Below are 19530 nucleotides of genomic sequence, written 5' to 3'. Positions count from 1 at the left end.
CCTGTAATCCATTATATGTATTAGTCTTAACTTAACAATTCTGATTTAAAAAAGAGCGTTACCGGTTTTAATTAACATCATTAGATAATTAAATAAAAGGTAATTCTATGTATCAAACAAATAATCCTATCATCAAACATAAAGTCGGGTTACTTAACCTCGCTGAAGAGCTTAATAACGTCTCAAAAGCCTGTAAGATTATGGGGGTATCCCGAGATACGTTTTATCGCTACCAGGAACTTGTTAACGATGGTGGGATAGACGCTTTAATTAATCAAAATCAACGGGTGCCTAACGTAAAAAATAGAGTAGATGAACAGATTGAAAGCGCTGTAGTCGAGTATGCGATTGAATACCCTGCACACGGTCAACACCGCAGTAGTAATGAACTAAGAAAAAAAGGCATTTTTATTTCGGGGAGTGGCGTTCGCTCTATTTGGCTGCGCCATAATCTCGAAAATTTTACAAAACGCCTAAAAGCGCTTGAAGATAAAATCGCAACAGAAGGAATTATCCTGTCAGAATCACAAATCAGTGCTCTAGAAAAGAAAGCGCAAGATGATGAAGCCTGTGGTGAGATTGAAACAGCGCATCCAGGTTATCTGGGTTCACAAGATACTTTTTATGTCGGTCATTTAAAAGGCGTTGGTCGTGTTTATCAACAAACTTACATTGATACTTACAGTAAAGTCGTTCATTGTAAGCTTTACACAACAAAAAGCGCGATAACGGCGGCAGATTTATTAAATGACAAGGTTCTCCCTTTTTATTCCCAGCATGGGTTACCGGTGTTACGTATACTGACGGACAGAGGCAGTGAGTATTGTGGTAAAGTTGAACATCACGATTATCAACTTTATCTCGCTATCAATGATATTGATCATACAAAAACTAAAGCTCGTTCACCTCAAACTAATGGGATTTGTGAACGCTTTCATAAAACTGTATTACAAGAGTTCTATCAGGTGGATTTTCGTAAGAAAATCTATAGGGCTTTAAATGAATTACAAGCTGATTTAGATAAATGGTTAGCGGAATATAATAACCAACGCACTCATCAAGGAAAAATGTGTTGCGGTCGAACTCCTATGGCAACTTTACACGATGGAAAACAACTTTGGAGAGAGAAAGATTTAAATCAAATTTAACCTGACAGGTACTGTATAAATAACCGGTAACTGTCAGATTAAGTCTGAGCTACTACATTCAAAAATTATTTGATTTAATCATTTTTAATTTCTGATAGGTGATTTTGCTGTCCAAAATCGTTCGGTTGCGACCAGCGCTAAAAATACCTGTACAAAAATAACCAAATTGAGTTCCGTACAGTATTTTCGGTCATGTTATTTGACTGCTTCTTTCAAACTTTTACCTACCTTAAAACTGGGTACGTTTGCAGCAGCAATTTTAAGAGCCTCTCCTGTTTTTGGGTTTCGTCCATCTCTGGCTGCTCGTTGCTTAACCTGAAAAGTACCAAAGCCAATGAGTTGTACGTCATTACCGGATTTCAAAGACTCGGTCACGATTTCTGTGAAAGCATTAACCGCCTTCTCTGTGTCTTTCTTGCTTAATCCTGATTTCTCTGCAACTTTGCTGATGAGTTCTGTTTTGTTCATTTTGTGCCTTTTCAAATCAAAAATTTTGTATTAATTCTAGGTCATTTTCATAAAAGGTAATATCTTTGTTTTGCTTATCTTTGGCAACGGATATTTTTGTATTTTTATCTTCTCGCATCGCCAATTCTCGTTTTTTCTCTTCGTGCCAAGTTCGCTTGCAATACTTCGAACACTCAATTGCTCTAAGCAAATATGGCATTAAGCGTGTTGCTTAATAGTGAAATAAGGGTATTTCGGTGATTGAAGTAAATTTTAGGCTGTTCTGAGATGGAAATTCCAAAGACCGGCACTAAGGAGTAAAAAGGTATCATCAATAAAGGGTCTACGATTCCGTAAAATTTGGGTCATACAACCGAGGCGCTTGATACCCGCGATGGCGTGTTCAACCGTAATACGGATGCCCGAGATTATTTTATTTTCTTGTTTTTGTTCAGGCGATAAAGGTCTTTTTCGAGTTCCTTTTTTTGGGATTTGTGTATTAGGATGCTGTTTATCTATACCTTGAAAACCGGTATCGGCCCAGATGGTTACCTCAGGGGGAATATGGCGAATTATATCGACTTTATCGAGTAAGCGTTTATCGTGACGGCGCCCATTTTTGATCATGGGGATAAATCCAATTTTCCTCGTTTCGTCAGTCATATAGCTAGGCGACTTAATTTTGATTACAGCATATGTATTAAAAACAGGTCATCGATAGTGCATCCTGTTTCCATCTTTTTACGTTTAGCTTGAGACCATTTATGTTCTATAGGATTTAAATCTGGTGAATACACAGGCAAATATTCTATCTGGTGTCCTGCGTTTATAATTGCCTGTTCAATATTCTTACCTTTGTGAAAGCTAGCGTTGTCCATAAAAATAACAGAATTTTCAGGAAGTTCTGGGAGCAATATTTTTGTGATCCAAACATAAAAAACATCACGGTTAATATTGCAATCAAATAATCCGATAGCAAAAAGGGTTGTTCCCAATAAAGCGCCAATAACATTTGTTCTTCCCTTAGCACCCCAGTTTTTCAGGCCAAAACAACGGTGACCTTTTGGGGAATAGCCGTGAGTTCGTGGAGTGTCATGTGAAAAACCACTTTCATCAATAAAAACAACAGATTTATCTTTTTTTTCATACTGTTGTCTTTTTTGCTGATGTGCCAGCCTGTCGCTTTCGTTGGTTTTTGGATGGAATAGAGTTTTTTTTATAGGTTAATCCCAGCTTTTTAAGGGATTGCCAAATAGTCTTTTTACAAACACCGAATCGCTCTGCCCGTTCCTTTTGGTAAGCATCTGGATACTGTTCCACATCTTTTGCTAAAGCATTTTTATCGAGCTTCCTCTTACGTGGCGTTGAATTTTTTGGCTCTGGTCGTTTAAGCCAACGTACTAAAGACGCTTTTCCAATACGGAATTGTTTCGCAGTTTCTCGAATTGTTAAACCTTCGGCTTTCCTTACAGATATTACTTTACGTCGAAAATCAATTGTATAACTCATAACACACCTTGTAATCAAAATTAAGTCGCCTAGCTATAATAAGCCCTTTTCGAGTGGTCTGTCTTTTCTTTCCCGAATACATTTTTTTTCGCCGACGCAGATTCTTAGGCTTTTGGACAGGTCGCTCTGTCCCATCAATAAAGACGTCTTTAACTCCAGGAAAGGCGCGAAAAAATTCCTCAGCAGAGCGAATTTGACGAGCGGGCAAAACACATTCTCGCCCCAAGGTCATCTCTAAAACCGGCAATAATATTTTTACCCAGCGACATACCCGTGTTCTATCTAAACCAAAAAGAAGTCCTTGCAAATCATAGGTCGGATAACATTTTAAATACAATAAAATAAAAAGCAGTTTATCTAATGGGGTTGGGATAAATCCTTTCTGCCCTGCACCCATCTGCCGCTCGTGATCTTTTCGATTCTTTTTCCGATAAATCAAATAACAAGCTGAAAATTCAGCGGCTAAATTTTTCAATTCTTCGACTGATAATCCAATGATTGCTTTACATAAACGATTATCTCGTAACAACCGCTCTTTGTTGATCATTTCAAACCGTTATTTTCTAAGTTAAACCTCTTTTTATTGTCTATAGCGTGACAAAAAATGCAACTCTCTATTCAGCAACTATTTTAATTACGCGCACACGGAAGGTACTATTTCCCATAGTCCGACTCCTAGTTATGTTAGGGTTTGGGTTAGTTTTGCGTCAGTGTTAGCGCACTGGCGTAAAACGTTATACTTCTATTTTTGCTATCTTTTTGGCTTTCCTTACAAAGGAATTAGTATAATTATTATCCGCTTCTTTGATTATTGAAATGAATGCTAATGCTTCTGCTTTAGAAGCCTCCCCTTTATTTATTCTTGAAGCTAAATAATCAATAAATTCAACTAATTTATTATCTTGTTCTTGTTTATTTGTTTTATTAGTTTCTTTTTTATCAGGTACGTTATATTTTAACTTTATGATTATCTTATCCGTATCGGTATACTTTTTTCCTATTCTTTGTAAAGAAAAACCTGACGCTAAGTCTGAATGGAATTCCCATATACCACTTGATTTCTTTACAATATTAAGAATTGGGCGTTGAATAACTGTCTTTTTAAAATCATTAAATTTACTAAATTTTTTATAGTCAGTTCCAACCATCTTACAGAATTCTCCAAGCGTCGTTGTATAACCATTAATTTTAAATCTACTAACAAGTTCAAGAATTCTTTTTTCATACCCACCTCTTAATGAAAGTAAAAGTTTTAAATCAACCTCTGCGAAACCTTTACTATAATCAAGCATATACTTAATTGCTTCATCTCCAACATCAAGAGTAAGTACACCATTTCTAAATTCTGCATAACTGCAAAAAGATATACGCTCAAAATATTCTATTTCTGTATTTTTTATTTCAACAACTCGTGAAATAAGATGCTTAGTTGCTTCATCTAGGGTTATATACAATGCCTGTCTAGATAAATTAAAATATTCAATTAATTCACTAGTCGAAAATTTAAATCTTTTTGACATAACATTAGCATCTTCATTACCGAATTTAATTTTGTCTGCCTCACGTTTTAACCCAACAAAAATCAAACTTAATAAATCTTGTTCTCTAGGCGATAGGCTCATCCTAGAAGCTATAAAGTGGTGTGACTTTTTAACTTTTGTTCCCATGATGGCAGTATCTTTAAGAAGATTATTTATATGTGGATTTTATTATAATAAAAATCCACATATAGTCAAATAAAAATCCGCCAAAAAATATCAAAGGATATATAGTTAGCAAAAACAGATGGTTATCATTATATAAAGAATAAGACTGAACTAATTTACATCAAAAAATGTTTGTATTTTAAACAAAAAACCATACATAAAGGTAAATTTATGCTTGTTAATAGTATTTAAAACGAATCCGGCTATAGTAAAAAACATAACCGCATAAAAAAGAATATTTACTTAAAACGAATCCGGCTATAGTAAAAAACATAACCGCATAACGTCCATTATATAAAATAAAATCAATCACTTAACCTTGGTCTTTACCTTTATTTTACCTTAATAACTAAAATACCTTTATTTACCGCAATCCACCTGTGGATAACTTCCCTTCCAACCAAAACCCCTAACCAAAAAATGCGTTACATACTGAGTGACCGAATTTCTTTGTTACTAATCGTGATATTCCGCTTCCTCGATGTATAAGAAATTAATACCCGAAATGGTTACTCATTAACCTGCGCCATGATGAAACCCTTTTTATTTTCTTCTAAATTTTGCCAAAATTATGTTGAAGGTTGAGATTAAGAAACGGAATAGATGGTTAAAAAACGATTAATTATCAATCAATTTTGAACAAAAGGATAGATCTACCCTGTCGTGAGTTTTTATCGCCACCGCAAACGAGCCAGATCATGGTGACGTGCCATAAGTTCTTTACGATTCAATCCAAAATTCATTCCTGCGAAAAGTAATTTTTTCCCACATTAAAAGACAAGCAAGTGGATCGACTTTAAAGACGTGTTGATACATGTTTCGCCAGGTGACTTTTTTAGCGGGTTTTTTATCTTGCTGGACTAAAGGATAAACAACCTCCGTTAACATTCTTCGCATCCGTGCTGATGGACTTAAAAAGCCGTAATAGCGGATCATGTGAAACCATTTTTCTGGCACATGAGACGCAAACAGGGTAATAAATTCATCGGATGTCATGACCAGGTCTTCCTGTTTTTTCGTGCGGTGGCTCTTATAGCGTAACATGATGTTATCTTCGCAGGGATAATGTTTTAAGCGACTGAGCGAGGCAGGGGGGTTCTTTAGATAAAATCCGAGATAAAGGATGACATGGGTAATATTGGAAAGAATATCAGAAAGATTAATATTCTACCCGCGCTTGTCGTGAGTGTTAAGTAATTGATTCCATGATGCTTTACTTCTTCCTTCAGCTTTAAGCTCATCGGGAATGGTGAGCGTGTAATAATGTTTTCTCAATAATGCCGTTATCCGATATCGCCACATTGTCATAATGTTTTCGCGATAAAAACTGATATCCCGCCAGCTGTGGTTGAAAAATGAATATGCGGATGCCATTTTTGGTCTCGTCCCCAGATATGGATGGCAGTGAAAACGCCCGGGTGATATTGAGGTTACGGCAGATGGTTAATATCACATCAGCGGCTAATCGATTCATTTCACCGAGAAGCCAACGGTTGGCGCGAATAATAGGCCAATATTCACAAGGCATGGTAGAAGTGATGTGCTGCCAAGAAGCTTCGGGTAACCAAGCTAGCGTATTGTTAATCCATTGTAGGTAAGCTTTGACGCCACAATGTGGGCAGCTTCGACTTTTGCAGGTAAATTTAACCCGTTTCTCAGAATTACATTGAGGGTTAGGACAGCGCCAAATTGACCACCCCATAAGCGAAGTGCCGCTTTACCATGGTTTCCATCACAACAGTGCGGACACTATCAGGGGGTTGACGATTAAGCCAATTGAGCCAGCGTTGACCAAATTGAAAAACATGACTAAAACGCGGTGACATAAAAGGGACCAAAAGATTGATACAATAGGTATCGGGTTATACCAGTACTAACAAGCAATGATAAGTGGTTGCCATAGGCGACCATTTTGAGCAAGGAGTACCGATATATACTACCGACGATAAAGGCTCTATAAAAAGAGATATACAAGCTGAACACATTCAGAGATTTGAGTTGTTCTAACGACGACGGAACCATGGATTGCGGAAGACCTTTTGGTTGGTAAATATATCAAGAGCATACTTTACCTACTGATTAGGAATAGACCCCGATTTTTTCGTCAGAAAATATATCCTCAAACAAGACCTACCCAAAAACGACGAATTCGAGCAAGTCTTCATCGAAGTGCTGAAGGAAGACAGAAAGAAGAGTCGGAATACCCTCTAAAACGCTCTGTAATCGATTCTAAGCGATTTACTCGATAAAAACGTATCAAAGTAGACAAAAAATTATCGATTCTTAGAATGCGTTATAGGAACTTTTGAGTTTTCGGATTTTAAAAAGAAAAAACCAACTTTCAAAGTTGGCTAATTTTGTTGAGGTGAAACTTTTTTAGTTTTGATTATGAAAATTGATTCATGGCAAAACCATAGTAACAATCCAATTCAAAACTTCAATTACTTATTTTTTCTTTCTTTATAAATTGAATCAATATTACACTTTTTTTGTACCAAATTATCCCATTTTTTATATTTGTTATCTTAAAATAAATTGGTACTATTAATATATATATTATATATCATTAATACATCAATAGGATATCATTATAGTACTAATTGTTACCCAAAAAGGTGGATGTGGAAAATCAACAATTTCTGTTAATATTGCAGCAGAACTTGCAAAACAAAAAAAAGGACGTAATCTTAGTAGATTCAGATTGTCAGGGAACTTCCGCTAATTGGATTTCTGACACGAGTTTCGCACCAATAAAAAACGCTCTATTTTTAAGTTTAATTCAGCATAATATATAAATAGACAAAATCTTATAAATTAAAAGCAACTTATTGTAATTTAAACAAATTTATACGTTTTAGTAACTTGCAAATTAACCATTGCTTTTAAGCCATTTCTGGTAATTTTATATGCCTGTGCGAAACTCGTGAGTAATTGAAATTTTGAATTGGATTGTTACTATGGTTTTGCCATGAATCAATTTTCATAATCAAAACTAAAAAAGTTTCACCTCAACAAAATTAGCCAACTTTGAAAGTTGGTTTTTTCTTTTTAAAATCCGAAAACTCAAAAGTTCCTATAACGCATTCTAAGAATCGATAATTTTTTGTCTACTTTGATACGTTTTTATCGAGTAAATCGCTTAGAATCGATTACAGAGCGTTTTAGAGGGTATTCCGACTCTTCTTTCTGTCTTCCTTCAGCACTTCGATGAAGACTTGCTCGAATTCGTCGTTTTTGGGTAGGTCTTGTTTGAGGATATATTTTCTGACGAAAAAATCGGGGTCTATTCCTAATCAGTAGGTAAAGTATGCTCTTGATATATTTACCAACCAAAAGGTCTTCCGCAATCCATGGTTCCGTCGTCGTTAGAACAACTCAAATCTCTGAATGTGTTCAGCTTGTATATCTCTTTTTATAGAGCCTTTATCGTCGGTAGTATATATCGGTACTCCTTGCTCAAAATGGTCGCCTATGGCAACCACTTATCATTGCTTGTTAGTACTGGTATAACCCGATACCTATTGTATCAATCTTTTGGTCCCTTTTATGTCACCGCGTTTTAGTCATGTTTTTCAATTTGGTCAACGCTGGCTCAATTGGCTTAATCGTCAACCCCCTGATAGTGTCCGCACTGTTGTGATGGAAACCATGGTAAAGCGGCACTTCGCTTATGAGGTGGTCAATTTGGCGCTGTCCTAACCCTCAATGTAATTCTGAGAAACGGGTTAAATTTACCTGCAAAAGTCGAAGCTGCCCACATTGTGGCGTCAAAGCTTACCTACAATGGATTAACAATACGCTAGCTTGGTTACCCGAAGCTCCTTGGCAGCACATCACTTCTACCATGCCTTGTGAATATTGGCCTATTATTCGCGCCAACCGTTGGCTTCTCGGTGAAATGAATCGATTAGCCGCTGATGTGATATAGCTAGGCGACTTAATTTTGATTACAGCATATGTATTAAAAACAGGTCATCGATAGTGCATCCTGTTTCCATCTTTTTACGTTTAGCTTGAGACCATTTATGTTCTATAGGATTTAAATCTGGTGAATACACAGGCAAATATTCTATCTGGTGTCCTGCGTTTATAATTGCCTGTTCAATATTCTTACCTTTGTGAAAGCTAGCGTTGTCCATAAAAATAACAGAATTTTCAGGAAGTTCTGGGAGCAATATTTTTGTGATCCAAACATAAAAAACATCACGATTAATATTGCAATCAAATAATCCGATAGCAAAAAGGGTTGTTCCCAATAAAGCGCCAATAACATTTGTTCTTCCCTTAGCACCCCAGTTTTTCAGGCCAAAACAACGGTGACCTTTTGGGGAATAGCCGTGAGTTCGTGGAGTGTCATGTGAAAAACCACTTTCATCAATAAAAACAACAGATTTATCTTTTTTTTCATACTGTTGTCTTTTTTGCTGATGTGCCAGCCTGTCGCTTTCGTTGGTTTTTGGATGGAATAGAGTTTTTTTTATAGGTTAATCCCAGCTTTTTAAGGGATTGCCAAATAGTCTTTTTACAAACACCGAATCGCTCTGCCCGTTCCTTTTGGTAAGCATCTGGATACTGTTCCACATCTTTTGCTAAAGCATTTTTATCGAGCTTCCTCTTACGTGGCGTTGAATTTTTTGGCTCTGGTCGTTTAAGCCAACGTACTAAAGACGCTTTTCCAATACGGAATTGTTTCGCAGTTTCTCGAATTGTTAAACCTTCGGCTTTCCTTACAGATATTACTTTACGTCGAAAATCAATTGTATAACTCATAACACACCTTGTAATCAAAATTAAGTCGTCTAGCTATAACGAAATCGCTGCAAAATGCCGTAAATTGTGAAAGGTACCAATCTCATATTCCAACAAACGCTTTTTGATGATCCCACTCCTTCCATATGTTAACGACAAACGAGAATGACGTTCTGATATCAACAATGGAATAGACTTTCCTATCTTTTGTTTATCCAAAAATTGCCTTAAATCTTTTGGCAGCGGTAATATCCTTTGCAAATCCGCTTTCATCCCTAAATCGACAATGCCATACCGTGTTAGGTGCTTTGAGATGTGAATTCTTTGTTCCCGAATATCGCTATAGTCCAGTGCCAATATTTCACTTATCCGTAAGCCTAATTTTGATGCCAAAATAAAAGTTATCTTTTCCCTGACAGAAGATTGCCTGATCATCTCTTCTACATTGCCAAATGCCGGAATGAAAATAGGCTTTTCCACCTTCTTTTTCAATTTTGGAATTGGACTGACACCAACATTTCGCATTGCTTTCAGCAGCAAATAGGCAGAATGCAGATGTTTAAGCGTATTTTCCGGTAAACCGTTAAATTCACTCGGGCGAATATTCAACGCCAATTTTTCCTGCAACGTGTCGTCAATCGAAAACAAGGCATGTTTAATCGTATCGAGCGAACTTTGCCGTAAATGCCCCGTTTCACACTGAAAGACCTTTTTCCCCACATAAAACTGAATCAACTTGCGAAGATGCCAATCTCGGCATTGCTCTTTTTCTTTTGCCGTCATCGCCAAAAATCGCTCAGATTCGCTCAGAAAAAGAAAATGGCAAGCAGTATCCAGAGTTTTAACGCTTTTGTGAAATCGCCCTGCTGCATTTTCGTAATGCACACGAAAACCCTCGCTATCATGGCGAGTTTTGACTTGTTTAATTGAACTCATTTTCGCTTTGTTGTTAACTTCGCCATCATTTTGGCTTGATCCAGACAATCCGCTATCATCTTGCCTCCTCTGCTTGCAGGCTGTTTGCGGTAATACCGGATAGCTTCACTTGTGGCTAAACTAGCGATAGAAGAAGAAAAGACGAGCTTCATTAACTCGTCCTTGACATTGGTTTCGATGGATTGTTCGGGGGTCATGCTTGACTTTCCCCATTTGGAGTATCATCAAATCCTGGTAGTCTCAATTGAGAAAGCGCCAAAATGGTTTTTTCTGCTTTCCGTATCTTATTCAGATGACGTTTGCGTAAATTCATTATATGACTTCCTGGTGTACCGAAGTTATCAGATGACCATTTATTTGCAGCAACCAGATGGTTTTGCATCTCTTCAATGGTTAAATCCTTCAATTCATTAATATCGAGAGAGGCTAAAGTTGTTTTATCAATCTCTTCTTTTTCTATTAAATTAAGTACCCATTTACGTATCTCTTTAGCAACTGGCGTATCAGCAAGCATGCCTAATAAGTGAAGACCGCGAAGAGAAAATAAACGTACTTTAGTTTGAAGATTGGCCCCTCGCTTTGATTTATTCGAGGTCACTGTTGTGATGATCTCGGTCATCGCAGAAGTAAATTCATCAGCATTAGCATTGTATAAATTCGTTACCGATTTAGTCTTCGAATAAGCCAGCAATTCAGCTACTTGCTTACTTGTAAACCAAATTTTGTTATCGCCCTTATCAAAGGGAACAATACTTTTTCCTTTCACGAGTTTCGCACAGGCATATAAAATTCCAGAAATGGCTTAAAAGCAATGGTTAATTTGCAAGTTACTAAAACGTATAAATTTGTTTAAATTATAATAAGTTGCTTTTAATTTATAAGATTTTGTCTATTTATATATTATGCTGAATTAAACTTAAAAATAGAGCGTTTTTTATTGGTGCGAAACTCGTGTCTGGAAGAAAACCAAAAATGTGAAAGAGCAAAAGCCGTATAAAAAATCGGCTAAAAATAATTTTTTTATTATTGCAAATTATTTTATTTTGTCAATAATTCGATCTATTTCAATAAGTTACGTTAAATTTGAGATTAAAATAAAGTGATCAAAATCAATGACTTATGTAATTAAAAATTTTCACTTTTTTTAAAATTTAAAATTTAAAATTTAAAATTTAAAATTTACAATCGAAAATCGCTATTTTGAAATTCTGCTATACTCAATATGCTCAGTAATTGGGGTTTTCTACATAGTCTCATACACGCACCAGATGATTTACTGGTGCGTTTTTTTTAATTAGAAAATTGGTTAGCAAGGAAAATATGTAGTGTTACTACGGAACATTTAAAACATAAAAATAGTGATTTTTTGATATTAAAATTTCACCTTTTATATATCATTTTCATCATAATATTTTAAAGCATATCGGATCATGTTTAATTTAGAACGTTTGGTCTTTTTACAAAGTTTTTCTAATAACTCAAACTCATGCTGATTAAATGGAACACGAAGAGCTTTGTAATCACGACGAGCCTCACTATCAAGGTCATTTTGTGGTTTAACTATTTGATCAGCAGCAGAAGCAAACTCTTCTATTTTTTTCTCTACTGAATCAGGAACTCTGCGTTTTACCATCTTAAAAGCTCCTTTACTAAATATTGAATTTCATTTTTGGCTTTTGAGTTATCCATTTCAATAACGCCTTTTCCTTCTCCCATACAATCTCTATAAACTTTTCGATCACGGACAACTGTATTCATTAGAAGGAGTTCAGGATAATCTTTTAAATATTCTTGAGCCTCTTGAATTTCGTTTATAACAGGGTTTGTTGGGGCTAGTGTTAACATAGCGATAGTTTTTAGCTTCGGATTAATATCTTTTGCTTCTGTAATTATTTCTACTAATCTAGGTAAAGTATCTAAATCAGGTTGTGAAGGTCTGAAAGGCACTAAAAGTATATCAGCGGTCGTCATCCCTGTTCTAAGTTCTCTACTGTCTCTGCCAGCAGTATCAACTATTACAAATTCATATCTTTTATCCAAATCAAGCAGAGTTTCTCTAACATTATCGAATTTTTGGATGCAGTGAATTATTGGTATTTCTACTTGCTTATTTCTATCAGAAATCCAATTAGCGGAAGTTCCCTGACAATCTGAATCTACTAAGATTACATCCTTTTTTTGTTTTGCAAGTTCTGCGGCAATATTAACAGAAATTGTTGATTTTCCACATCCACCTTTTTGGCTACCAATTAGTACTATCATGATATCCTCTTGACGTATTAATGATATATATTATGTATATTAATAGTACCAATTTATTTTAAGATAACAAATATAAAAAATGGGGTGATTTGGTACCAAAAAAGTGTAATATTGGTTCAATTTATAAAGAAAGAAAAAATAAGTAACACGAGTTTCGCACCAATAAAAAAACGCTCTATTTTTAAGTTTAATTCAGCATAATATATAAATAGACAAAATCTTATAAATTAAAAGCAACTTATTATAATTTAAACAAATTTATACGTTTTAGTAACTTGCAAATTAACCATTGCTTTTAAGCCATTTCTGGAATTTTATATGCCTGTGCGAAACTCGTGACCAGGCCTTGTAATATTAGCCTATTATTCGCGCCAACCGTTGGTTTCTCGGTGAAATGAATCGATTAGCCGCTGATGTGATATTAACCATCTGCCATGACCTCAATATCACCCGGGCGTTTTCACTGCCATCCATACCTGGGGACGAGACCAAAAATGGCATCCGCATATTCATTTTTCAACCACAGCCGGCGGGGTGACTAAAAAGAATACCTGGCGGGATATCAGCTTTTATCGCGAAAACATTATGACAATGTGGCGATATCGGATAACGGCATTATTGAGAAAACATTATTACACGCTCACCATTCCCGATGAGCTTAAAGCTGAAGGAAGAAGTAAAACATCATGGAATCAATCACTTAACACTCACGACAAGCACGGGTGGAATATTAATCTTTTTGATATTCTTTCCAATATTACCCATGTCATCCTTTATCTCGGATTTTTCTAAAGAAACCCCCTGCCTCGCTCAGTCGCTTAAAACATTATCCCTGCGAAGATAACATCATGTTACGCTATAAGAGCCACCGCACGAAAAAACAGGAAGACCTGGTCATGACATCCGATGAATTTATTACCCGGTTTGCGTCTCATGTGCCAGAAAAATGGTTTCACATGATCCGCTATTACGGCTTTTTAAGTCCATCAGCACGGATGCGAAGAATGTTAACGGAGGTTGTTTATCCTTTAGTCCAGCAAGATAAAAAACCCGCTAAAAAAGTCACCTGGCGAAACATGTATCAACACGTCTTTAAAGTCGATCCACTTGCTTGTCTCTTAATGTGGGAAAAAATTACTTTTCGCAGGAATGAATTTTGGATTGAATCGTAAAGAACTTATGGCACGTCACCATGATCTGGCTTGTTTGCGGTGGCGATAAAAACTCACGACAGGGTAGATCTATCCTTTTGTTCAAAATTGATTAATAATTAATCGTATTTTAACCATCTATTCCGTTTCTTAATCTCAACCTTCAACATAATTTTGGCAAAATTTAGAAGAAAATAAAAAGGATTTCATCATGGCGCAGGTTAATGAGTAACCATTTCGGGTATTAATTTCTTATACATCAAAAGTCAAATTACTTTCCATGTAATAAACGGGAAAAAAGAATCTTTCACAGTACTTAATTGGCTATCTGGCTACAAATATCAAAAAATTGAAGGTAAAGGAACAGGTTTAAAATTACGCCTAAACCCAGACCTTGACCCATTTTTATTTAACATTAAACATAATTTTTCTTGGTGTTTCCTAAACGCTATTACGAGTGTAAAAATGTTATTTTTTTCAGAATATATATGTATCTTTTGAGTCATAAAAGCCACCCTCATTGTAAAAAAGATAATTTTTTTGAAGTTGATATTTCACTAGATGATTTTCATGAATTATTCCCCGATGCAAACTCACGTTTTGATAATCTAAAAAAAAGAACTACACGAGTTTCGCACCAATAAAAAACGCTCTATTTTTAAGTTTAATTCAGCATAATATATAAATAGACAAAATCTTATAAATTAAAAGCAACTTATTGTAATTTAAACAAATTTATACGTTTTAGTAACTTGCAAATTAACTATTGCTTTTAAGCCATTTTTGGAATTTTATATGTCTGTGCGAAACTCGTGAACTATTGAACCAGCTATACCGGATATTAGTGAACATACAAACATATCAGTACATTGGGAACCAATAAAACAAGGCAGATCTGTTGTAGGTATGCGTTTTGGATGTGTTGAGGAAAAAGCTACAGCAATCAAGCCAAACGTCCACATGTTAAATCAGGTTCTCACGATGAAGGTGAGTGGATGAAGAAAAATGCTGAGATTCTTTATCAGTACGAGAAGGATTTGAAAAAATACGACCCTACATTACGTTTAACGATGCCAGATTTACGTAGAGCAGTTGAATGTTCAAAGTATTGCAAACAATTGGCACGAAGAGAAAAAGCGAGAATTGGCGATGAGAGAAGGTAAAAATACGAAAATATTCGTTGCCAAAGATAAGAAAAATGAAGATATAGCTAGGCGACTTAATTTTGATTACAGCATATGTATTAAAAACAGGTCATCGATAGTGCATCCTGTTTCCATCTTTTTACGTTTAGCTTGAGACCATTTATGTTCTATAGGATTTAAATCTGGTGAATACACAGGCAAATATTCTATCTGGTGTCCTGCGTTTATAATTGCCTGTTCAATATTCTTACCTTTGTGAAAGCTAGCGTTGTCCATAAAAATAACAGAATTTTCAGGAAGTTCTGGGAGCAATATTTTTGTGATCCAAACATAAAAAACATCACGGTTAATATTGCAATCAAATAATCCGATAGCAAAAAGGGTTGTTCCCAATAAAGCGCCAATAACATTTGTTCTTCCCTTAGCACCCCAGTTTTTCAGGCCAAAACAACGGTGACCTTTTGGGGAATAGCCGTGAGTTCGTGGAGTGTCATGTGAAAAACCACTTTCATCAATAAAAACAACAGATTTATCTTTTTTTTCATACTGTTGTCTTTTTTGCTGATGTGCCAGCCTGTCGCTTTCGTTGGTTTTTGGATGGAATAGAGTTTTTTTTATAGGTTAATCCCAGCTTTTTAAGGGATTGCCAATAGTCTTTTTACAAACACCGAATCGCTCTGCCCGTTCCTTTTGGTAAGCATCTGGATACTGTTCCACATCTTTTGCTAAAGCATTTTTATCGAGCTTCCTCTTACGTGGCGTTGAATTTTTTGGCTCTGGTCGTTTAAGCCAACGTACTAAAGACGCTTTTCCAATACGGAATTGTTTCGCAGTTTCTCGAATTGTTAAACCTTCGGCTTTCCTTACAGATATTACTTTACGTCGAAAATCAATTGTATAACTCATAACACACCTTGTAATCAAAATTAAGTCGCCTAGCTATAATAAGAAATTAATACCCGAAATGGTTACTCATTAACCTGCGCCATGATGAAATCCTTTTTATTTTCTTCTAAATTTTGCCAAAATTATGTTGAAGGTTGAGATTAAAAAACGGAATAGATGGTTAAAATACGATTAATTATTAATCAATTTTGAACAAAAGGATAGATCTACCCTGTCGTGAGTTTTTATCGCCACCGCAAACAAGCCAGATCATGGTGACGTGCCATAAGTTCTTTACGATTCAATCCAAAATTCATTCCTGCGAAAAGTAATTTTTTCCCACATTAAGAGACAAGCAAGTGGATCGACTTTAAAGACGTGTTGATACATGTTTCGCCAGGTGACTTTTTTAGCGGGTTTTTTATCTTGCTGGACTAAAGGATAAACAACCTCCGTTAACATTCTTCGCATCCGTGCTGATGGACTTAAAAAGCCGTAATAGCGGATCATGTGAAACCATTTTTCTGGCACATGAGACGCAAACAGGGTAATAAATTCATCGGATGTCATGACCAGGTCTTCCTGTTTTTTCGTGCGGTGGCTCTTATAGCGTAACATGATGTTATCTTCGCCGGGATAATGTTTTAAGCGACTGAGCGAGGCAGGGGGTTTCTTTAGATAAAATCCGAGATAAAGGATGACATGGGTAATATTGGAAAGAATATCAGAAAGATTAATATTCTACCCGCGCTTGTCGTGAGTGTTAAGTAATTGATTCCATGATGCTTTACTTCTTCCTTCAGCTTTAAGCTCATCGGGAATGGTAAGCGTGTAATAATGTTTTCTCAATAAAAGCTGATATCCCGCCAGCTGTGGTTGAAAAATGAATATGCGGATGCCATTTTTGGTCTCGTCCCCAGATATGGATGGCAGTGAAAACGCCCGGGGTGATATTGAGGTCACGGCAGATGGTTAATATCACATCAGCGGCTAATCGATTCATTTCACCGAGAAGCCAACGGTTGGCGCGAATAATAGGCCAATATTCACAAGGCATGGTAGAAGTGATGTGCTGCCAAGGAGCTTCGGGTAACCAAGCTAGCGTATTGTTAATCCATTGTAGGTAAGCTTTGACGCTACAATGTGGGCAGCTTCGACTTTTGCAGGTAAATTTAACCCGTTTCTCAGAATTACATTGAGGGTTAGGACAGCGCCAAATTGACCACCCCATAAGCGAAGTGCCGCTTTACCATGGTTTCCATCACAACAGTGCGGACCCTATCAGGGGGTTGACGATTAAGCCAATTGAGCCAGCGTTGACCAAATTGAAAAACATGACTAAAACGCGGTGACATAAAAGGGACCAAAAGATTGATACAATAGGTATCGGGTTATACCAGTACTAACAAGCAATGACAAGTCGTCGCCATAGGCGACCATCTTGGAAAGAGATGTTACGGCCTTTTTCATACAGCGCCAAATATTCTTTTTGTTAATGTCAAATGTAATTTGAAATTCATGAGCTGTAAAAGAAACCCAGCCAGGATTTTCCAGTCTCTGATTAACTTTTGATAAAAATAATGTTAAAGCTCGAAAACCATCAATATCCAAATCATACCTAGCAGTAATCAGATCATTACTCTGTACAATCAGTTTTTTGTTTTTATCCTGCCAAGGCTCAGTATTAGACAAAGTAACCTCCCGTAATAAATCAGAGTGATACACTCTGTTTTTTTCTTTAAGATCTTTACTAATTTACAACTAATTATTTTAAAACAAAAACTGTTACTTACATTAAAACTTAAAACACCCCTACAAAAAAGCGGTAATTTTGGTAATTAAATATAATAAAATCAACATAGTTTGATCGTTATTCTCCCCATGAAATAAATTCACTTGGTTTTACACCCCAAGCACTACATAGTTTTTCTACATTCTTAAATGTAGCTGTTCCTTTCTTTATTGCAGCAAAAGCACTTGGTGTTACTCCTGCTTTTTCATATAAACCTTTATTGGTCTGAACCCCTGACTTTGCTTTTAGCTGTAAAATAGCCTTTGACCAATTCATTATGTGCCTCAATGATTATTTATTTATGGATTAATATAAAAAATAATTGACTAAAGTCAATCTAAATATATTATCGTTTATGTTAATTTTTTTGCAAAAAGACGCTGATTGAAAGAGGTACTAACTCAATCAACCAGCTAACCCTAAACCTACTATCAATAGGAGTAAGGCTAATGAAAAAGTCTACCTTCCGCGTGCTTGTCTGTGAAGCACCGAATCACATTTCATCAGAACGGCGAAGGCTGGCAAAACTCGTTTTTGCTAGACAGAGGCGTTGACCAAGCGTTAGCGCGGTAGGGGTATTTTTTTATTATTGATATAAATAATAAAAGGGATACTTTTCCTACTTATTTTGATTTTTATTTAGTTTTTGGTATTTATAATACTGATGTAGAGTACTTTTATATATTTAAAATAGCACTTGCATTTGCGTACTAGTTACATATACTAAAAGTACTTAAATATGATGACTTGCAAAATATGGCTAAAATAACAGAAAAGCAAATTACGGATATGAAAACTGGTGAGGTTGCAAGCTCAGAATCATCAAAAACTTTTTATATTCCGAAAGAACCTAGCTATATCAAATTTTATATCGATGATATAGGAAGTATACATGGATTATCTAAAACTGAATCAGATGTTCTTTTTGCTTTAGCTAAGATGATTAGTTGGGATGGAATTGTTTCTGTATCAAAAACTAGATTTGAAAAATCTATTCATCCAGAAGTTGAAATTAAATACCAAACTTTTAAAAATATGACTAAAAAACTTATAGATAAGGGTATTTTTATAAGATCAGGTCGTGGAGAGTTGGAGGCTAACCCTTACTTATTTGCTAAAGTTGAATGGGTCGATGTTTATAAACGAAGGAAAACTATAAATCTTAATATTCAATATTCTAAAGATGGTAGAAAAATATTTACTACATTAAAAAAACGATAGTTAATAACCGCCCTGAGTTGGTGTATCGAGCACCAACACAGAGCTAATCCAACAACCTAACTGTAGTAGGAGTCGGACTATGCAAAATAGTACCTTCCGTGTGCGCGTAATTGAAGCACCAAATCAAATAATCGAGTTATTCGCTCGAACCTCACGCAGTTTAATCCTTCGCCAGCGTGCCCGAATTCTCCAGAGAGTTGGGGGGTACTGCATGAAATACACTTATACCATTCACGAGTTTCGCACCAATAAAAAAACGCTCTATTTTTAAGTTTAATTCAGCATAATATATAAATAGAAAAAACCTTATAAATTAAAAGCAACTTATTGTAATTTAAATAAATTTATACGTTTTAGTAACTTGCAAATTAATCATTGCTTTTAAGCCATTTCTGGAATTTTATATGCCTGTGCGAAACTCGTGTCATTAACGGATTTCGGCGCACCTATCAGGGGCGTCCTGATGTGCGTTTCACCTGTTGTCATTGTGGAAAACTCTCATTAGCTCTCGTGAGCTTCTTTTGGCGAGCAAGACTGGATAACCGTCCCTCTGTTTTTCCTGAAGAAGCCTGTAGTGGC

At 35.9% G+C, this 19530-nt stretch carries 25 protein-coding genes and 3 pseudogenes; 9 read left to right on the top strand and 19 right to left on the bottom strand.

All coding sequences use genetic code 11. From position 1 onward, the window contains the following. The first annotated feature begins 107 nt into the window (after positions 1–107). Complete coding sequence (locus AYJ55_RS18725) at positions 108–1148, top strand: IS481 family transposase (RefSeq protein WP_063657572.1); 1041 nt, start codon at positions 108–110, stop codon at positions 1146–1148. A 195-nt stretch (positions 1149–1343) separates the two neighbouring features. Here the strand turns inward: AYJ55_RS18725 and AYJ55_RS18720 are convergent, their stop codons facing one another. From AYJ55_RS18720 to AYJ55_RS18685, 7 genes and pseudogenes are all read right to left on the bottom strand, one after another. Next, entirely contained in the window at positions 1344–1616 is a 273-nt protein-coding gene (locus AYJ55_RS18720) for an HU family DNA-binding protein (protein WP_063657554.1), read from the bottom strand. Positions 1617–1868: 252 nt separating this feature from the next. Further along, positions 1869–2258 carry a transposase family protein gene (locus AYJ55_RS18710; RefSeq protein ID WP_063653631.1) on the bottom strand — a complete coding sequence of 130 codons (390 nt, stop codon included), beginning with the start codon at positions 2256–2258 and terminating at the stop codon, positions 1869–1871. 23 nt (positions 2259–2281) lie between these two features. Further along, the gene (locus tag AYJ55_RS18705; RefSeq protein WP_063653499.1) at positions 2282–2770 is read right to left on the bottom strand and encodes an IS630 family transposase; all 489 of its coding nucleotides are present in this window, start codon (positions 2768–2770) and stop codon (positions 2282–2284) included. Beyond that, positions 2739–3104 (bottom strand): IS630 transposase-related protein, encoded by a 366-nt coding sequence (locus AYJ55_RS18700; RefSeq protein WP_063653415.1) that lies wholly within the window; start codon positions 3102–3104, stop codon positions 2739–2741. The genes AYJ55_RS18705 and AYJ55_RS18700 overlap by 32 nt, the downstream gene beginning before the upstream one ends. Next, positions 3088–3651, bottom strand: a complete 564-nt coding sequence (locus AYJ55_RS18695; RefSeq protein ID WP_063657571.1) for a transposase family protein — start codon at positions 3649–3651, stop codon at positions 3088–3090. Before AYJ55_RS18695 ends, AYJ55_RS18700 begins: the two co-directional genes overlap by 17 nt. A 187-nt stretch (positions 3652–3838) precedes the next feature. Then, on the bottom strand, positions 3839–4771 hold the full coding sequence (locus tag AYJ55_RS18690; protein ID WP_063657570.1) for a replication initiation protein: 933 nt from the start codon (positions 4769–4771) through the stop codon (positions 3839–3841). A 710-nt stretch (positions 4772–5481) separates the two neighbouring features. Further along, a pseudogene (locus AYJ55_RS18685) lies at positions 5482–6636 on the bottom strand (IS91 family transposase). 758 nt (positions 6637–7394) lie between these two features. On the opposite strand from AYJ55_RS18685, the gene AYJ55_RS36345 reads away from it, so the two are divergent. Further along, positions 7395–7532: a ParA family protein gene (locus AYJ55_RS36345; protein WP_425393825.1), complete on the top strand. Its 138-nt coding sequence runs from the start codon at positions 7395–7397 to the stop codon at positions 7530–7532. Positions 7533–8480: 948 nt separating this feature from the next. Next, the gene (locus AYJ55_RS18680; RefSeq protein ID WP_063657569.1) at positions 8481–8738 is read left to right on the top strand and encodes an IS91 family transposase; all 258 of its coding nucleotides are present in this window, start codon (positions 8481–8483) and stop codon (positions 8736–8738) included. 19 nt (positions 8739–8757) lie between these two features. On the opposite strand, the gene AYJ55_RS18675 is transcribed toward AYJ55_RS18680, so the two are convergent. From AYJ55_RS18675 to AYJ55_RS18645, 7 genes are all read right to left on the bottom strand, one after another. Then, entirely contained in the window at positions 8758–9246 is a 489-nt protein-coding gene (locus AYJ55_RS18675) for an IS630 family transposase (protein WP_063653499.1), read from the bottom strand. Further along, positions 9215–9580 carry an IS630 transposase-related protein gene (locus AYJ55_RS18670; protein ID WP_063653415.1) on the bottom strand — a complete coding sequence of 122 codons (366 nt, stop codon included), beginning with the start codon at positions 9578–9580 and terminating at the stop codon, positions 9215–9217. The genes AYJ55_RS18675 and AYJ55_RS18670 overlap by 32 nt, the downstream gene beginning before the upstream one ends. A gap of 33 nt (positions 9581–9613) precedes the next feature. After that, complete coding sequence (locus tag AYJ55_RS18665; protein WP_063657568.1) at positions 9614–10495, bottom strand: site-specific integrase; 882 nt, start codon at positions 10493–10495, stop codon at positions 9614–9616. Further along, positions 10492–10692, bottom strand: coding sequence for a hypothetical protein (locus AYJ55_RS18660; protein WP_063657567.1), 201 nt, complete (start codon positions 10690–10692; stop codon positions 10492–10494). Before AYJ55_RS18660 ends, AYJ55_RS18665 begins: the two co-directional genes overlap by 4 nt. Next, the gene (locus tag AYJ55_RS18655) at positions 10689–11261 is read right to left on the bottom strand and encodes a BRO-N domain-containing protein (protein ID WP_245677447.1); all 573 of its coding nucleotides are present in this window, start codon (positions 11259–11261) and stop codon (positions 10689–10691) included. The genes AYJ55_RS18660 and AYJ55_RS18655 overlap by 4 nt, the downstream gene beginning before the upstream one ends. Before the next feature lie 621 nt (positions 11262–11882). Then, entirely contained in the window at positions 11883–12128 is a 246-nt protein-coding gene (locus tag AYJ55_RS18650) for a ribbon-helix-helix domain-containing protein (RefSeq protein ID WP_063657565.1), read from the bottom strand. Continuing rightward, the gene (locus AYJ55_RS18645; protein ID WP_063657564.1) at positions 12122–12757 is read right to left on the bottom strand and encodes an AAA family ATPase; all 636 of its coding nucleotides are present in this window, start codon (positions 12755–12757) and stop codon (positions 12122–12124) included. The genes AYJ55_RS18650 and AYJ55_RS18645 overlap by 7 nt, the downstream gene beginning before the upstream one ends. 465 nt (positions 12758–13222) lie before the next feature. On the opposite strand from AYJ55_RS18645, the pseudogene AYJ55_RS34835 reads away from it, so the two are divergent. The 5 genes and pseudogenes from AYJ55_RS34835 to AYJ55_RS31090 all read left to right on the top strand — a co-directional run. Then, positions 13223–13549: pseudogene (locus AYJ55_RS34835) on the top strand (transposase); the annotation flags it as partial. Next, complete coding sequence (locus tag AYJ55_RS34830; protein WP_162505726.1) at positions 13540–13929, top strand: transposase; 390 nt, start codon at positions 13540–13542, stop codon at positions 13927–13929. The pseudogene AYJ55_RS34835 and the gene AYJ55_RS34830, both read left to right, overlap by 10 nt. Positions 13930–14142: 213 nt before the next feature. Then, positions 14143–14409, top strand: a complete 267-nt coding sequence (locus tag AYJ55_RS36340; protein ID WP_425393824.1) for a RepB family plasmid replication initiator protein — start codon at positions 14143–14145, stop codon at positions 14407–14409. Positions 14410–14727: 318 nt separating this feature from the next. Further along, positions 14728–14907, top strand: a complete 180-nt coding sequence (locus AYJ55_RS36335; RefSeq protein ID WP_162505730.1) for a replication initiation protein — start codon at positions 14728–14730, stop codon at positions 14905–14907. Continuing rightward, complete coding sequence (locus tag AYJ55_RS31090) at positions 14904–15071, top strand: hypothetical protein (RefSeq protein ID WP_187153324.1); 168 nt, start codon at positions 14904–14906, stop codon at positions 15069–15071. The genes AYJ55_RS36335 and AYJ55_RS31090 overlap by 4 nt, the downstream gene beginning before the upstream one ends. A gap of 66 nt (positions 15072–15137) precedes the next feature. Here the strand turns inward: AYJ55_RS31090 and AYJ55_RS18635 are convergent, their stop codons facing one another. From AYJ55_RS18635 to AYJ55_RS18615, 5 genes and pseudogenes are all read right to left on the bottom strand, one after another. Next, positions 15138–15626, bottom strand: coding sequence for an IS630 family transposase (locus tag AYJ55_RS18635; RefSeq protein ID WP_063653499.1), 489 nt, complete (start codon positions 15624–15626; stop codon positions 15138–15140). Between the two features lie 48 nt (positions 15627–15674). Further along, a complete protein-coding gene (locus tag AYJ55_RS18630) occupies positions 15675–15959 on the bottom strand; it encodes an IS630 transposase-related protein (protein WP_063654386.1) in 285 nt (94 codons plus the stop codon). A 224-nt stretch (positions 15960–16183) separates the two neighbouring features. Beyond that, positions 16184–17293: pseudogene (locus AYJ55_RS18625) on the bottom strand (IS91 family transposase). Beyond that, positions 17277–17630 carry a replication initiation protein gene (locus AYJ55_RS18620; RefSeq protein ID WP_063657563.1) on the bottom strand — a complete coding sequence of 118 codons (354 nt, stop codon included), beginning with the start codon at positions 17628–17630 and terminating at the stop codon, positions 17277–17279. Before AYJ55_RS18620 ends, AYJ55_RS18625 begins: the two are co-directional and overlap by 17 nt. Before the next feature lie 178 nt (positions 17631–17808). Beyond that, complete coding sequence (locus tag AYJ55_RS18615) at positions 17809–18006, bottom strand: helix-turn-helix domain-containing protein (protein ID WP_063657562.1); 198 nt, start codon at positions 18004–18006, stop codon at positions 17809–17811. Positions 18007–18486: 480 nt separating this feature from the next. Here AYJ55_RS18615 and AYJ55_RS18610 point away from each other — a divergent pair, with 480 nt between their 5' ends. Then, the gene (locus tag AYJ55_RS18610) at positions 18487–18951 is read left to right on the top strand and encodes a hypothetical protein (protein ID WP_063657561.1); all 465 of its coding nucleotides are present in this window, start codon (positions 18487–18489) and stop codon (positions 18949–18951) included. Positions 18952–19530 lie beyond the last annotated feature (579 nt).

The organism is Candidatus Arsenophonus triatominarum, from assembly GCF_001640365.1.
GTDB lineage: Bacteria > Pseudomonadota > Gammaproteobacteria > Enterobacterales > Enterobacteriaceae > Arsenophonus > Arsenophonus triatominarum.
This window is presented reverse-complemented; position numbering and strand designations above follow the sequence as displayed.